The sequence below is a fragment of the Boseongicola aestuarii genome, from assembly GCF_900184815.1.
Lineage (GTDB): Bacteria > Pseudomonadota > Alphaproteobacteria > Rhodobacterales > Rhodobacteraceae > Boseongicola > Boseongicola aestuarii.
In genome coordinates this window covers 109,866-123,365 of record NZ_FXXQ01000008.1, presented here as the reverse complement: position 1 = coordinate 123,365, position 13,500 = coordinate 109,866, and the positions used below count along the sequence as shown (strand labels likewise).

Below are 13,500 nucleotides of genomic sequence, written 5' to 3'. Positions count from 1 at the left end.
GATTCGCGCAGGCTTGTCCAATCCTGAACCCCCCAAGCCGTGGCACCACATATTATCGGCCCAAAAATATCTCGGGGGGCGAGCGCAAGCGAGCGGGGCAGAGCCCCGACACCGCGACGCGCCGAAGGCGCGGCGCAATCAGTTGATCAGGGTCGGCTTGGTCGTGTGCGTCACATTGCTTGGCAGGACACCAAGACGACGCGCAACTTCCGTATAGGCGTCAGCCAAGTTGCCGAGATCGCGGCGGAACACGTCCTTGTCCAGCCTTTGGCCAGTCTCCATGTCCCACAGGCGGCAGCTATCGGGGCTGATCTCGTCCGCGATGATCAGGCGCTGGAATTCGCCCTCCCAGACGCGGCCGATTTCGATCTTGAAATCCACCAGCTTGATGCCGACCGCGAACATGCAACCCGACATGAAATCGTTCACCCGAAGCGCCAGTGCGATCATATCATCCAGATCCTGCTGACTGGCCCAACCGAAGGCAAGAATATGCTCTTCAGCCACCAACGGATCGCCCAAAGCATCGTCCTTGAGGCAGAACTCGATGATCGGACGCGGCAGTTGGGTGCCCTCTTCCAGACCAAGACGCTGCGACATCGTGCCCGCGGCGTAGTTGCGCACAATGACTTCCAGGGGAATGATCTCGACCGAGCGGATCAGTTGTTCGCGCATATTGAGGCGTTTGATGAAGTGAGTCGGCACGCCGATCTGCGTCAGACCAGTCATGAAGAACTCGGACAGGCGGTTGTTCAACACGCCCTTGCCGTCGATCACATCCTTCTTCTGCGCATTGAACGCAGTCGCGTCGTCCTTGAAATACTGGACCAAGGTCCCCGGTTCGGGGCCTTCATAGAGGATCTTCGCCTTGCCTTCGTAGACCTTTTTGCGACGTGCCATGCGTGATTTCCCAAACCGTTGCTGCAAAGGGCGATTGCCCCGCTCTTGGCGGTCGCTATAGGGCAGATGCGACCTTGCGGCAAGCACGACACCTCGTGTCGCCTCTTGTCGTCCGGGGCCTGCGAGGGCATATCAATATCAGCACCTTTTCATCCGACCACGGAGTTTACCAGATGAGCACTTTCGACGACCGCGAAAACGCGTTTGAAAACAAATTCGCCCATGACGCAGAAATGCAGTTCAAGGCCGACGCACGCCGCAACAAGCTGCTGGGGCTCTGGGCGGCCGAGTTGATGGGCAAATCCGGCGACGACGCTGCAGAATACGCCAAAGAAGTCGTTCGCTCGGACTTTGAGGAAGCCGGACACGAGGACGTCTATCGCAAAGTGTCCGGTGATCTGGGCGATCTGGCCAGCGAAGCCGATATCCGCAAGAAGATGGCCGAACTGATGGCCGTTGCCAAGAAGCAGTTGATGGACGAAGTCTGAGACGCGAAATCACACAATCTCCGCCATGCAGTTGATGCAATGCTGCTTTGCAGCATTACGGCTTGTTTAGCGCTAACTTTCCCCCACATTGGTAGGGTAAGCGCAATACCGGTCATGAAGGAGATATGACATGACATCGCTTTTTGAAACACTTCGCGATCGTGCGCAGAAACGTGTGCGTTACAACGAAACAGTTGCCGAATTGTCCGCGACAAGCTTGGACACACGGCTGGATCTGGACATCTACAAAGGCGACATCCCGCAGATCGCCCGCAAAGCCGTGTACGGCGCATAAGCGCCACATAGGTATCCAAAGACCCACCAGGGCAGGCCTCGGCCTGCCCTTTTTCATTTGTATCAATGGTTTTCGCTATGCAGTTCATGCAAACCGGCTATGGAAAATCGTCGGTTGTTAGCGATACCGAAGAGGACCATATGGCGGGTAACGAACACAAATACACTTGTTAGGAAAACAGACATGATATCGCTTCTCAACGACCTCAAAAAACGCCGCCTCTATAACAAGACCGTGCGCGAGATCAGCAATATGCCGCTTGATGTGGCACATGACCTCGGCATCTACAGAGGCGAAGCACACGCACTTGCAGCACGCGCCGTCTACGGCAAATAAGACAGTCTAACGCTTGTTTTTCTGCACCCGCGAAACAAGTGCATCCCGGACGGTAGGCGTGACGAATTTGGACACGTCTCCGTCAAGCCGGGCGATCTCTTTGACCAGTTTGGACGCAATGGCCTGATGCTTGGCTTCGGCCATCAGGAACACGGTTTCGATGCTGGAATCGAGCACGCGGTTCATGCCGACCATCTGAAATTCATATTCGAAATCGGCGACCGCGCGCAGGCCGCGGATGATGACACCTGCCCCCACGTCGCGGGCGCAGTCGATCAGCAGATTTTCAAAGGGATGCGCAATGATTTCAATGTTTTGCTCGGCCGCAATGCTGGCGCATTCGGCTTCGATCATCGCGACGCGCTCATCGAGTGAGAACATCGGACCCTTGTCGCGGTTGATGGCGACGCCGATCACCAGACGATCTACCAGATGCGTGGCGCGCCGAATGATATCGAGGTGCCCAAGGGTGACCGGATCAAAAGTTCCGGGATAAAGTCCGATCCGCATGGTGTCGCCTTGGGCCAATTTCTATTTTATTGGGCACTTGGGTGGCATGAAAATATCGCCAGATCAAGTTGTTAGAGGCTAAAAGCCCTTGATCATACCTTCCAGAGCGTCCTTTTCCATCGCCAGCTCCGCCAGTCGGGCCTTCACCACGTCACCGATGGAAATGAGACCGATCATCTTTTCGCCCTCGACGACTGGCATGTGGCGAAAGCGGCCGTCGCTCATCTTTTGAAGGACCTGATCGGTGGTCTCGTTGCTGGTTGCGCTGACAAGTTCGGTGGTCATCATCTCGGAGACCTTTTCGGACAGGCAGCTTGGTCCGCGGCGCCCTAACTCGCGCACGATATCGCGCTCGGAAATGATGCCTTCAGCAATATCTCCACCCGAAGAGACAACGATCGCACCGATCTTTTTTTCCGAGAGTAAACGCGCGGTGTCCTGAATTGTGGTGTCAGCGGGAATTGTGACCACATCACCTCCGCCCTTCATCGCAAGTATCTGGCTTACAAGCATAATATCCTCCCTGACATCACGTCGCTGTGATCAGCGTCACATCGGTTCCGCCACCTGTCAAGTGCGACGCGGGTGGTGCGACGCCTTTGGCGATGCAAATCGGGTGGAAATTAATGGTTTCGAGGTGAATTGCCTCTGTTTCATGGGGCTGCTGGGGTTTAGGTTGCAGTGAAATCAGAAATAAGGGGGAGATGTCTCGTGCAAGAGCTTTCACATTTTATCGACGGTGCGCGGGTTGACGGCACATCGGGCCGTTTCGCGGATGTTTTCAACCCGGCAACGGGTGAGGTTCAGGCTCGGGTTCCCCTGGCCTCGAAGGCCGAGGTCGACGCCGCCGTGGCGCGAGCCGCTGAAGCGCAGATCGCCTGGGGGGCCACGAACCCGCAGCGGCGCGCGCGAGTGATGATGGCTTTCGTGCAGCTTTTGAACCGCGACATGGACAAGCTGGCCGAGGCATTGAGCCGCGAGCACGGCAAAACGATCCCCGATGCCAAAGGCGATGTGCAGCGCGGGCTCGAGGTGATCGAGTTCTGCATTGGTGCACCGCATTTGCTGAAGGGCGAGTTTACCGACAGCGCGGGCCCCGGCATCGACATGTATTCGATGAAGCAGCCTTTGGGCGTTGTAGCGGGGATCACGCCGTTCAACTTCCCGGCTATGATCCCGCTTTGGAAGATGGGCCCTGCCCTTGCTTGCGGAAACGCCTTCATTCTGAAGCCCTCCGAGCGCGATCCTTCGGTACCTTTGATGCTGGCGGAACTAATGAAGGAAGCGGGCCTGCCGGACGGGGTTTTGCAGGTCGTCAACGGTGACAAGGAAGCGGTCGATGCGATCCTTGAGAATGAGACGGTTCAGGCCGTGGGCTTTGTCGGATCGACCCCGATTGCGTCCTATATCTATGCCAAGGGGTGTGCTCACGGCAAACGCGTGCAGTGTTTCGGCGGTGCCAAGAACCACATGATCGTCATGCCGGATGCCGATATGGATCAGGCCGCGGATGCCCTGGTCGGGGCCGGCTATGGCGCTGCGGGCGAACGATGCATGGCCATTTCGGTGGCTGTGCCGGTGGGCGACGAGACGGCGGATCGGCTGATCGAAAAGCTGGTGCCGCGGATCGAGAAACTCAAGGTCGGGCCTTATACGGCGGGCGATGACGTGGATTACGGGCCTGTAGTGACGGCGGCGGCGAAAGCGAATATTGCGCGTCTTGTCGAGAGCGGGATCGCGCAAGGCGCCGAACTGGTCGTCGATGGACGCGGCTTCGGGTTGCAAGGGTATGAGGACGGTTTTTTTGTGGGGCCGCATCTGTTTGACCGTGTGACCAAGGACATGGACATCTACAAGACTGAGATCTTCGGCCCTGTCTTGTCGACCGTACGCGCGCAATCCTATGAAGAGGCAATCGGTCTGGCGATGGACCATGAGTACGGCAACGGCACAGCGATTTTCACCCGTGACGGCGACACGGCGCGCGACTTTGCCAGCCGGATCAATATCGGCATGGTCGGCGTCAATGTGCCTATCCCGGTGCCTTTGGCCTATCACTCGTTCGGCGGCTGGAAGAAGTCGGGGTTCGGCGATCTAAACCAGCACGGTACGGATGCATTCAAGTTCTATACACGCACCAAGACAGTCACGGCACGGTGGCCATCAGGCATCAAAGAAGGTGGCGAGTTCAACTTCAAACAGATGGACTGAGTTCGGGTTCTTTTTGGTTCAGCGACACGGAAACGGGCCCATGGGGCCCGTTTTTTTCGGCTCCCTAAGGCAGCATACGGTCTGTTTTCAGAGATTTTGCCGGCGCGCTGCGGAACAAATTGTTTATAGTTGTTTTCCTCAGAACCCGAATGTCAGTGTTGCGTCGGAATCGCGTCGGGTCACCCGCGCACTTCTATCAGATTTTTTTAGCCTTTGATCCGCGAAAGTCTGCGGGCGAAAGCTGTTGTGCTGATGAACCGAGCATCCGCGCCACAACTTTGCAGGGTTTGGCATTAGTCAGCGGGGGCGCTAAGGCGAAGTAAATGCGTTGACTTAGCCGCGCTTGCGGGATTTCCGCAGCGCGACAAGCCCGCCAAGACCGCCGATCAACAGCCACCCGGCTGCGGGAAGCGGAATTTCAGGCACGGAATAGTCGACCGTGACTGCCATCAGTTTCCAGCTTCCGTTAATCCCTGCTTTGACGCCAAAAAGGTTGTCGGTGAAGGCGGCGATGTCTGGCACAGCGAATGAATAGCGGCCGCCAAGTGAGCCCGGATTCGTTGTCGCTACCCCTGCGGCGGCAACAAGCGCGCCAACGTCGATCTTTGTCTCGGAAAGCTCGCTTACGAGGATCTCGAACAGGCCGTTCGTGCCAGGGTACTGATTGTAGACGCCGCCAACCCAGCCAAATTTCAGGCCTGTCAGCGTGATGTCAACCGCATCGGTGCCCGAAAAAAATGCCATCTCGACAAAGTCGAACACGGCGCCGTCGACTGTCAAAGGATCTTCGTCCTCTATGAAAGAGACGCCATCAACCGTGTGGTGCGTGTCACCGCTCGGACTGCATTCGCCGACGTTGCAAACGCCGAGGCCGTTGTTGTGGCGCTGGACGTTATTGGCGTCGGAAACGACGCCGGACAGTGCGCCGCCGGAAATGCCACCGCCTTTAGATGGATCGACGATGTATTTGCCGGTGAAGGTCCCCGTCAGGCTGCCGCTGGCGCCCGTTTGGGTCACGGTCAGGACGTTGCCGTCCAGAACGCCCGCGTCTCCGTCTCCGTGATACGAGTCGATTTTCTGGAGGTCGAACGTGTAGGTCGCCGCCGAAGCGGAAGTCGCGGCGAGCGCAAGGACGACTGATGTTGTGAAAGACTTAAACCAAACCATTACCAGCCCCCACTGATACCGCCCACCGGGCGTACGAACCGACGGGCACCACACGCCCGTCCGAGGAACAAAGTATATAGAAAGACCGTCCGACGCAAATTGTAGCAATCAGTTCCACGGTATTGTGACGCAACGTTGGCCAAAGCCGTAATTCCCCAAAGACAGATCGCCTTTCGGCGACAATAAGTGTTCTCGTAATATCCGCGCGACTCGTCCAGTTTGATCCGCCCAGACGCAGAAAAGGACGGTCCAAAGGACCGCCCCTTCCCGGGTGTTGGGAAATTAGATCAGTTTAGAGGTCGATCAGACCTTGTTGCGACGACGCAGAGCGGCAAGTCCGCCGAGGCCACCAAGCAGAAGCCAACCGGCTGCTGGAAGTGGGATATAAGTTGTTCCACAATCACCGCCAATGCAGTCTCGGCCATAGAACGAAAGATGGCTAAGGGACGTGTCAGATGTAAATTTCAGCAAGCTATACTTGAATGCAGCCGCTCCACCATCGAGTGGTGTTTCGAACAGGTAGAAGCCGATCTGAGGGCCCTGCTTGAATGCCATTACGATTTGATCGTAAATGTTCAATCCGTCGGCCAGCGTTCCAAGTGTCAAAGTAGCATCTGTGCCCGTCACGCTGTAGAAAGAGCCACCTTCAACTTTTTCAATCAGGGAACTCCACTCGCCGTAACTGCCGTACTCGCTTTCAGGATCAGTGAAGAGGCCCGTTTCGTAATCACCAACGCCAAAAGACAGCTCGAACTCGTCATTGTTCAGATCGATGCCTGAGTCGTTGGCATTATTGCCCGGTTCGCCGTAGATCCCGCGACAATCGATTGCGTTTCCAACGACGACATCGCCGACCTCACACGCATTGTCTTCGCCAGACACGTCCCACTTAACCGTTTCTGCAAGCGCAGCCCCAGCAAAGATAGACATGGCTCCAGCAGCCAATGCTGTTGTATAAAATCTCATTTCAATTTCCCCACTTAGTAATGTCACACCTCCAAAATGGAGACGCACTCGGTATTTCGTGTCTTTAAATTACACAGCTTCCTTTCGAACGCCAAGGGAATATGGCAAAAATCGGGCGGATTTCTTTTAATAAACCTTAATTTTGCCAGATTTCGAGGTTCTCCGGATCATGATTGGTTTCGATCTCGCAACAATATTCATCAATTGTTAGGACTGTCCGTGATCGCGGATTTTCCGGACGAATCGCAGGCTTGTTAAAATCCGGCTTGGCTGCTTAGGTTTTAGAGCCAGCACGAAGGGACCTCGCATGAGCACAGCACCGCCGGATTTCACCATTGGAATTGAAGAAGAATACCTGCTGGTAAGGCCCGATATCGGCGCTTTGGCCGAGGCTCCGGCGGCGATGATGGACGCTTGTGCGGCGCGCCTGGAAGGTCAGTTCAGCCCTGAATTCAAAGCCTGCCAGGTCGAAGTCGGAACGCAGGTCTGCGCCGATATAGAAGCCGCGCGCGAGGATTTACGAAGGTTAAGATCGGTCGTGGCCGAGGAGGCCAAAAAGCACGATCTGGCACCGATTGCGGTCTCGTGCCATCCGTTCGCGGACTGGAAAAAGGCCCATCACACCAACAAGGAACGCTATAATCAGCTTGAAAACGAGATGGGCGGTGTTGCGCGGCGGATGTTGATTTCCGGCATGCATGTCCATGTCGGGATCGACGACAAGGAGATGCGCGTCGATCTGATGAACCAGATGATCTACTTCCTGCCGCACCTTCTGGCGTTGTCGGCCTCGTCACCTTACTGGCAGGGGCAGGACACCGGACTGGCGTCCTATCGGCTGACGGTTTTCGACAATTTGCCCCGCACCGGCCTGCCGCCGCGCTTTGGAAGCTGGGGCGAATACGAGCGCACGGCGGGTATTCTGACGGACCTCAAGATCATCGAGGACACGACGAAAATCTGGTGGGACCTGCGCCCTTCGCATCGGTATCCGACGATTGAAAGCCGGATTTGCGATGTTTCTCCGAGACTTGAGGACACACTGACGCTGGCGGCCATGACGCAATGCCTGACGCGGATGCTTTGGCGATTGTCGCGCAACAACCAGCGCTGGCGCATTTACGACCGGTTTCTGGTGGGCGAAAACCGCTGGCGGGCGCAGCGGTTCGGCGTGAAGGGAGGGCTGATCGACTTTGGCCGCGGCGAGATCGTTTCGCTGACCGAATTGACCGACGAACTGCAGACACTGGTCGAGGAGGACGCCGGGATCCTGCGCTGCACCGAGGCGCTGGCCCGCACCCGCGATATCGCGGCCAATGGCACAAGCGCGGACCGCCAGCGCGAGGTCTATGCCGGGCGACGCGAGTTGGGGGATGATCACGACACGGCTCTGGTGGCTGTGGTGGGGCATCTGATCGAGGAATTCACGGCAGACCTGTGAAACGCGCTGCTTGGACGTTAACTTTTGGACGCGTTAACCTATATGAATGCAGGACTGCCGCCTTGGTCGGCCTGATGCCGTGAGGGGCCCATGAGCGACATCGACATCCGAAAATCAGGACGCGTCGGACGTATCACGCTGACGCGCCCCGATGCCTTGAACGCGCTTACTCTGGAGATGGTCGAGGCGATTTCGGCCACCCTGCCCCTCTGGGCGAAGGACGACGATATCGCCATGCTGGTGATCGACGCCGCTGGCGAAAAGGCGTTTTGTGCGGGCGGCGACATTGCCGATATATATGCCGCTCTGGTCGCGGGCGACCCGAGCGTGGCGCGCGATTTTTGGCGTGCGGAATACCGTATGAACGCGACCGTTTTCGATTTCCCGAAACCTGTTGCCAGCTTCATGAAGGGGTACACGATGGGCGGCGGCGTGGGCGTCGGATGCCACGCGTCGCACCGCGTGGTCTGCGCGTCCAGCCAGATCGCCATGCCCGAAGTTTCGATTGGTCTGGTGCCGGATGTGGGGGGGTCGCTCTTGCTGGCGCGCGCACCGGGACGGGTTGGCGAATACCTTGGTTGCACCGGCGCGCGAATGACCGCGGGAGACGCGATTTTCGCGGGATTCGCGGACTATTTCATTGACGAACCGCTTTGGCCCGACCTGATCGAAACGCTGGAAGAAACTGGCGACTGGGAGGCGATAGATCACTTGGCCGGTGCCGCGCCAACGAGCGATTTGGAATCTCAATTATCTGATATAAATGAATTTTTCGGTGGAGAACGGCTTCGGGATACTTTGACGATGCTGCGGGCATCGCAAAGCGAGTTCGCGCGTGAGGCCCTGAAAAAGCTGGCGCGTAACGCGCCGCTTGCGACCTGCGGTGCGATGGAGTTGGTGCACCGCGCCCGCGTGCGTTACAGGATCGACGAAGCCCTGCGCGGCGAGTTTCGTTTCGCCTATCGGCTGGCGGAACAGGGCGACTTTCAGGAGGGTATCCGCGCGGCCATAATCGACCGTGACCGCGCGCCGAAATGGGCGCATGCGGCGCTGGAAGACCCTACGGCAATGGAGGTGGCATCAATGCTGTTTCCGTTGGGCGCACATGAATTGTCATTGGAGGAGACTGCATGAAGATCGGCTTTATCGGGCTTGGGAACATGGGCGCGCCGATGGCGGCCAATCTGGTGGCGGCGGGCCATGACGTGATCGGATTCGACACGGCGACACACCCCGAGGGGCTGACGCTGGCGGATCACGCCGTCGACGCCGCATCGGGCGCGGATGTGGTGATCACGATGTTGCCAAGCGGACCGATCCTGCGCGCGGTTGCCATGCAGATCATCCCGGTGATGGAGGCGGGCGCGGTCTTTCTGGATTGCTCGACAGTGGATGTCGAAAGCGCGCGGGCTGTCGCAAGTTTGGCCGCAGACGCCGGCGTACTGGCGCTGGATGCCCCTGTGTCGGGCGGGATCGGAGGCGCGGCGGCAGGCACGTTGACCTTCATGGTCGGTGGCAGCGACGAGGCCTTTCGGATCGCGTCCCCTTTGTTTGACGTGATGGGCCAAAAGGCTGTGCATTGCGGGCCTTCGGGCAATGGTCAGGCGGCAAAGATCTGCAACAACATGGTCCTTGGCGCCACGATGATCGCTACCTGCGAGGCCTTTGCTCTGGCCGACAAGTTGGGACTGGATCGCCAGGCGATGTTCGACGTGGTGTCAACCTCATCGGGGTATAGCTGGTCGATGAACGTCTATTGCCCCGCGCCCGGAATCGGGCCGCAATCGCCTGCCGACAACGACTACAAGCCGGGGTTCGCCTCGGAGTTGATGCTGAAGGATTTGCGGCTGTCTCAGCATGCGGCGGACGCGGTTGGCGCGGACACTCCCATGGGCCGTCTGGCGCGCGATCTTTACGCTCAGTTCGTCGAGGGCGAGGGCCGTGTGGGCGTTGATTTTTCGGCCATGCTGCCCTGGTTCGTGCGCCGGGGCCGGATGTAGATATTTTGCCGTTGATCGAGATCAAGGAACACATAAAGGTTTATGCATATCAATCTTCGTAACCTCAATCAGGAGATACGACATGTTAACCAAGAATGTAGGCACCTTCGACCGTGCGGCCCGGATTGGCGTTGGTCTGGCCTTGTTGATCGCGTTTTTCATGCTGCCCGATATGGGCCTGCGCTGGGTACTGCTGATCGGTATCGTGCCGCTGGTGACAGGGCTTATGGGCAGTTGTCCAGCCTATTCGATCTTCGGAATTTCGACCTGCAAGCTGCGGTAAAAAAGCGGCTTTCTAATGTGACGGTGTCACGTTCTTTTCCGGGAACAGTCGTGCGAACGTCGGGGCGATCGCAAGGTTGACCAGTGGCATCAGGGCAAGACCAAGGCCCAGCCCAAGGATGCCGTCCAGAAACGCCGTGGCCAACCATTCGACAAATCCCGTCGCCGCCGAAGCCGAGGCTGCGACGCTGACTGCGATTGCGTGGATCGTTTTATAGGGCCAGTGCCATCCCAGTACTTCGAGGCCATGAACGATGATATTCCCGCCGACCCAAAGCATAGCAGCCGTGCCGATAACGGCGATTGTCGTCATGATGGCGGGCATGGATTTCACCAGCCAGAAGCCAAAAGCGCGCGTCGCCGCCAGACGGCCGATTTGCGTCAGTTTCAGGCCCGCGTCGTCCATTTTGACCAGCAAGGCGACAGCACCATAAACCAGTGCCGTGATGCCGATCGCCACAATGGCCAGCACCACCGCCGAGGTGATCCAGTCGTCCGATTCAATCGCGGCCAGCGAGATCGTCATAATCTCGGCGGACAGGATGAAGTCGGTCTTGATCGCACCTTTGACGCGCTGTTCTTCAAGATGCACCGCGTCCAGCGTTTCGGCCTCTTCGGCGTAGGATTTCTCGTGGCCGAAAACGGCGTGCGCGATTTTCTCGGCCCCCTCGAAGCAGAGATAGCACCCGCCGAGCATCAGCAGTGGTGTCACCAGCCATGGCAAGAAGGCACTCAGCAATAGGGCTGCGGGCAGCAGGATCACAAGCTTGTTGAAGAACGATGCACGCGCGATTTTCCAGATGATCGGCAGTTCGCGCGCAGCGGGCAAACCTGTAACGTATTTCGGCGTCACGGCCGCGTCGTCGATGACCACGCCCGCAGCTTTGGCGCCCGCCTTGGCCGCATCATCAAGGACCGTGCCGCCGACCTTGGCCCCGACCTTGGCCGCCTGCCCCGCGATATCATCGACCTGCGCTGCCGCAAGTTTCGCAATTGCTGCGACATCATCCAATAGCGCTAGAAGTCCGCTCATATCTCGCCTTTCGCCAGGTCGGTCCGGTCCTTATTGATGACATAGCGCAGCGCGGATATGAACCCAAGACAAGGCGCGTTGAACCCTGGAACCTGTCCAAAAGGCCAGATTGTCCTTTCGCGCACGGCGCTAGATCTAGGTTTCTGGACGTTGAGATATCCTGGCTTTGAAGGGACAGCGATTTGGAGCGACTCTCGCAATCGCCAACAGACCCCGGGTTTGTGCAAAACCCATATGCGTTTTACCGCCAAGCGCGGGCGCTAGGGGATTTCGTGTTCTGGGAAGACTATGGAATGCCCATGGCGACGACCCATGAGTCCGTTGATCGCGTATTGAAGTCGCGGAAAATGGGGCGCGAAGTGCCGCCCACGCGTCAAAAGCCGATCCGTCCGGGGCTGGAGCCGTTCTATGCCGTCGAAGCGCATTCGATGCTTGAGCTTGAACCGCCAAAGCACACGCGTCTGCGCCAATTGGTACTGCGAGCCTTTACGCGCAACCGGATTTCCAGTCTGGCGCCCGAAATCTCGATGATCGCGGACACATTGATGAACCGGTTTCCAGACGGGCCCTTCGACCTGCTGGACGCTTACGCGCGGCCTTTGCCCGTGATCGTGATCGCGCGGCTTCTGGGTGTTCCCGAAAGCATGGCGCCGCAACTGTTGTCTTGGTCGAACGATATGGTCGCGATGTATCAGTCGCGCTGCACGATCCAGATCGAAGACCGCGCCGCGGCGGCTGCAAAAGCATTCAGCGACTTCATGCGCCGCTATGTCGACGAGCGCCGGTCCAGCCCCAAAGACGACCTGATCTCGACACTGATCGCCGCCGAAGAGGACGGCGAAAAGCTGTCGACGGACGAGCTGATCACCACTTGCATCCTGTTGTTGAACGCAGGTCACGAGGCCACTGTGCACAGCATCGGCAACGCCGTGCGCCAACTGGTGGGACATGCGCAACTTCACGAGGCAATGCAGCCCGAACGCATTGGGTACGCGGTGGAAGAATGCCTGCGGTTCGATCCTCCGCTGCATATGTTCACGCGCCACGTCTATGAACCGGTCGACATCATGGGCACGCATTTCAAGCCCGGCGACGAGGTGGGATGCCTCTTGGGGTCGGCTTGTCGCGATGATGCGATCTGGCCCGACGGAGACAGGTTCGACCCGTTCCGCGACATCGTGAAGAACACCGCCTTCGGGGCGGGTATCCACTTTTGCGTCGGCGCACCACTTGCCCGGCTTGAGCTGCAGATCGCCCTGCCCGCCCTGTTCTCGCGGTTTCCCGGTTTGCGCATCATCGAGCCTGCGAAGGTCGCGAACCTCTATCATTTTCGCGGCCTCGAAAGGTTGATGGTCGACCGCGGAACGCGCTGATCGATCAGATCGGCAGCATGGTCGTCGACTTGATTTCTTCCATCGAAAGCAGCGCAGTGACGTTGTAGATCTGCACCTCCGAGATCAGCGCCTGATAGAACTCGTCATAGGCGCGCGCGTTGCGCACACGCACCTTCAGGATATAATCGATATCCCCCGCAAGGCGGTGCGCTTCCATCACTTCCGGCCTTTCTTTCAAGGCCTTGAGGAATTTCGCCTGCCAACCAGCTTCGTGCGCCGAGGTCCGGATCAAAACGAAGAAACACGCCTCGAAGCCAAGAGCTTCGGCATCGAGCAACACCGTTTGCTGACCGATGATCCCCGCCTCTCGAAGCTTGCGAATCCTGTTCCACACTGGCGTCTTCGACGAGCCCACTTTCTTGGCGATCTCATCCAGCGACTGCGCGGCATCCGCCTGAAGCGTGCCGAGGATTTTCCGATCAAGCTCATCAAGGCGCGCCGCCATCCCGTTTCCTTTGTAATTATGGAACGATTGTT

16 protein-coding genes are annotated in these 13,500 nt (G+C 57.9%); 9 read left to right on the top strand and 7 right to left on the bottom strand.

From position 1 onward, the window contains the following. Nucleotides 1-138: 138 nt before the first annotated feature. Entirely contained in the window at nucleotides 139-900 is a 762-nt protein-coding gene (gene purC, locus BOA8489_RS12530) for a phosphoribosylaminoimidazolesuccinocarboxamide synthase (protein WP_093974369.1), read from the bottom strand. A 173-nt stretch (nucleotides 901-1,073) separates the two neighbouring features. On the opposite strand from purC, the gene BOA8489_RS12525 reads away from it, so the two are divergent. The 3 genes from BOA8489_RS12525 (at nucleotide 1,074) to BOA8489_RS20465 (ending at nucleotide 2,019) form a co-directional block, all read left to right on the top strand. Further along, nucleotides 1,074-1,388: a DUF1476 domain-containing protein gene (locus tag BOA8489_RS12525; protein WP_093974454.1), complete on the top strand. Its 315-nt coding sequence runs from the start codon at nucleotides 1,074-1,076 to the stop codon at nucleotides 1,386-1,388. Between the two features lie 130 nt (nucleotides 1,389-1,518). Next, complete coding sequence (locus BOA8489_RS20470; protein ID WP_176440293.1) at nucleotides 1,519-1,683, top strand: hypothetical protein; 165 nt, start codon at nucleotides 1,519-1,521, stop codon at nucleotides 1,681-1,683. A 183-nt stretch (nucleotides 1,684-1,866) separates the two neighbouring features. After that, nucleotides 1,867-2,019, top strand: a complete 153-nt coding sequence (locus tag BOA8489_RS20465; RefSeq protein ID WP_176440292.1) for a hypothetical protein — start codon at nucleotides 1,867-1,869, stop codon at nucleotides 2,017-2,019. 6 nt (nucleotides 2,020-2,025) lie between these two features. Here the strand turns inward: BOA8489_RS20465 and coaD are convergent, their stop codons facing one another. Next, entirely contained in the window at nucleotides 2,026-2,529 is a 504-nt protein-coding gene (gene coaD / locus BOA8489_RS12520) for a pantetheine-phosphate adenylyltransferase (RefSeq protein WP_093974368.1), read from the bottom strand. Between the two features lie 78 nt (nucleotides 2,530-2,607). Next, complete coding sequence (locus tag BOA8489_RS12515) at nucleotides 2,608-3,042, bottom strand: CBS domain-containing protein (protein ID WP_093974367.1); 435 nt, start codon at nucleotides 3,040-3,042, stop codon at nucleotides 2,608-2,610. Between the two features lie 198 nt (nucleotides 3,043-3,240). Between BOA8489_RS12515 and BOA8489_RS12510 the strand changes: the two genes are divergently transcribed. Continuing rightward, complete coding sequence (locus tag BOA8489_RS12510) at nucleotides 3,241-4,740, top strand: CoA-acylating methylmalonate-semialdehyde dehydrogenase (RefSeq protein WP_093974366.1); 1,500 nt, start codon at nucleotides 3,241-3,243, stop codon at nucleotides 4,738-4,740. 333 nt (nucleotides 4,741-5,073) lie between these two features. Here the strand turns inward: BOA8489_RS12510 and BOA8489_RS12505 are convergent, their stop codons facing one another. Together BOA8489_RS12505 and BOA8489_RS20815 are read right to left on the bottom strand one after the other, a co-directional pair. Further along, nucleotides 5,074-5,907 (bottom strand): VPLPA-CTERM sorting domain-containing protein, encoded by an 834-nt coding sequence (locus BOA8489_RS12505; protein WP_093974365.1) that lies wholly within the window; start codon nucleotides 5,905-5,907, stop codon nucleotides 5,074-5,076. A gap of 303 nt (nucleotides 5,908-6,210) precedes the next feature. Then, on the bottom strand, nucleotides 6,211-6,873 hold the full coding sequence (locus BOA8489_RS20815) for a VPLPA-CTERM sorting domain-containing protein (RefSeq protein WP_093974364.1): 663 nt from the start codon (nucleotides 6,871-6,873) through the stop codon (nucleotides 6,211-6,213). A gap of 307 nt (nucleotides 6,874-7,180) precedes the next feature. Here BOA8489_RS20815 and BOA8489_RS12495 point away from each other — a divergent pair, with 307 nt between their 5' ends. The 4 genes from BOA8489_RS12495 (at nucleotide 7,181) to BOA8489_RS12480 (ending at nucleotide 10,597) form a co-directional block, all read left to right on the top strand. Beyond that, a complete protein-coding gene (locus BOA8489_RS12495; protein WP_093974363.1) occupies nucleotides 7,181-8,314 on the top strand; it encodes a carboxylate-amine ligase in 1,134 nt (377 codons plus the stop codon). 90 nt (nucleotides 8,315-8,404) lie between these two features. Continuing rightward, entirely contained in the window at nucleotides 8,405-9,448 is a 1,044-nt protein-coding gene (locus tag BOA8489_RS12490) for an enoyl-CoA hydratase/isomerase family protein (RefSeq protein WP_093974362.1), read from the top strand. Beyond that, nucleotides 9,445-10,314, top strand: coding sequence for a 3-hydroxyisobutyrate dehydrogenase (gene mmsB, locus BOA8489_RS12485; protein ID WP_093974361.1), 870 nt, complete (start codon nucleotides 9,445-9,447; stop codon nucleotides 10,312-10,314). Before BOA8489_RS12490 ends, mmsB begins: the two co-directional genes overlap by 4 nt. Before the next feature lie 82 nt (nucleotides 10,315-10,396). Beyond that, nucleotides 10,397-10,597, top strand: a complete 201-nt coding sequence (locus BOA8489_RS12480; RefSeq protein ID WP_093974360.1) for a YgaP family membrane protein — start codon at nucleotides 10,397-10,399, stop codon at nucleotides 10,595-10,597. Between the two features lie 12 nt (nucleotides 10,598-10,609). On the opposite strand, the gene BOA8489_RS12475 is transcribed toward BOA8489_RS12480, so the two are convergent. Next, nucleotides 10,610-11,629 carry a DUF808 domain-containing protein gene (locus BOA8489_RS12475; protein ID WP_093974359.1) on the bottom strand — a complete coding sequence of 340 codons (1,020 nt, stop codon included), beginning with the start codon at nucleotides 11,627-11,629 and terminating at the stop codon, nucleotides 10,610-10,612. 182 nt (nucleotides 11,630-11,811) lie between these two features. Here BOA8489_RS12475 and BOA8489_RS12470 point away from each other — a divergent pair, with 182 nt between their 5' ends. After that, nucleotides 11,812-13,002: a cytochrome P450 gene (locus tag BOA8489_RS12470; protein WP_093974358.1), complete on the top strand. Its 1,191-nt coding sequence runs from the start codon at nucleotides 11,812-11,814 to the stop codon at nucleotides 13,000-13,002. Between the two features lie 4 nt (nucleotides 13,003-13,006). Here the strand turns inward: BOA8489_RS12470 and BOA8489_RS12465 are convergent, their stop codons facing one another. Then, nucleotides 13,007-13,468 carry an Lrp/AsnC family transcriptional regulator gene (locus BOA8489_RS12465; RefSeq protein WP_093974357.1) on the bottom strand — a complete coding sequence of 154 codons (462 nt, stop codon included), beginning with the start codon at nucleotides 13,466-13,468 and terminating at the stop codon, nucleotides 13,007-13,009. Nucleotides 13,469-13,500: the final 32 nt, after the last annotated feature.

What these genes read in the sequence shown, in the direction of transcription:
- purC (WP_093974369.1), bottom strand. Translation starts at nt 900, where the DNA reads ATGGCACGTCGCAAAAAGGTCTACGAAGGCAAGGCGAAGATCCTCTAT.
- BOA8489_RS12525 (WP_093974454.1), top strand. Translation starts at nt 1,074, where the DNA reads ATGAGCACTTTCGACGACCGCGAAAACGCGTTTGAAAACAAATTCGCC.
- BOA8489_RS20470 (WP_176440293.1), top strand. Translation starts at nt 1,519, where the DNA reads ATGACATCGCTTTTTGAAACACTTCGCGATCGTGCGCAGAAACGTGTG.
- BOA8489_RS20465 (WP_176440292.1), top strand. Translation starts at nt 1,867, where the DNA reads ATGATATCGCTTCTCAACGACCTCAAAAAACGCCGCCTCTATAACAAG.
- coaD (WP_093974368.1), bottom strand. Translation starts at nt 2,529, where the DNA reads ATGCGGATCGGACTTTATCCCGGAACTTTTGATCCGGTCACCCTTGGG.
- BOA8489_RS12515 (WP_093974367.1), bottom strand. Translation starts at nt 3,042, where the DNA reads ATGCTTGTAAGCCAGATACTTGCGATGAAGGGCGGAGGTGATGTGGTC.
- BOA8489_RS12505 (WP_093974365.1), bottom strand. Translation starts at nt 5,907, where the DNA reads ATGGTTTGGTTTAAGTCTTTCACAACATCAGTCGTCCTTGCGCTCGCC.
- BOA8489_RS20815 (WP_093974364.1), bottom strand. Translation starts at nt 6,873, where the DNA reads ATGAGATTTTATACAACAGCATTGGCTGCTGGAGCCATGTCTATCTTT.
- BOA8489_RS12495 (WP_093974363.1), top strand. Translation starts at nt 7,181, where the DNA reads ATGAGCACAGCACCGCCGGATTTCACCATTGGAATTGAAGAAGAATAC.
- BOA8489_RS12490 (WP_093974362.1), top strand. Translation starts at nt 8,405, where the DNA reads ATGAGCGACATCGACATCCGAAAATCAGGACGCGTCGGACGTATCACG.
- mmsB (WP_093974361.1), top strand. Translation starts at nt 9,445, where the DNA reads ATGAAGATCGGCTTTATCGGGCTTGGGAACATGGGCGCGCCGATGGCG.
- BOA8489_RS12480 (WP_093974360.1), top strand. Translation starts at nt 10,397, where the DNA reads ATGTTAACCAAGAATGTAGGCACCTTCGACCGTGCGGCCCGGATTGGC.
- BOA8489_RS12475 (WP_093974359.1), bottom strand. Translation starts at nt 11,629, where the DNA reads ATGAGCGGACTTCTAGCGCTATTGGATGATGTCGCAGCAATTGCGAAA.
- BOA8489_RS12465 (WP_093974357.1), bottom strand. Translation starts at nt 13,468, where the DNA reads ATGGCGGCGCGCCTTGATGAGCTTGATCGGAAAATCCTCGGCACGCTT.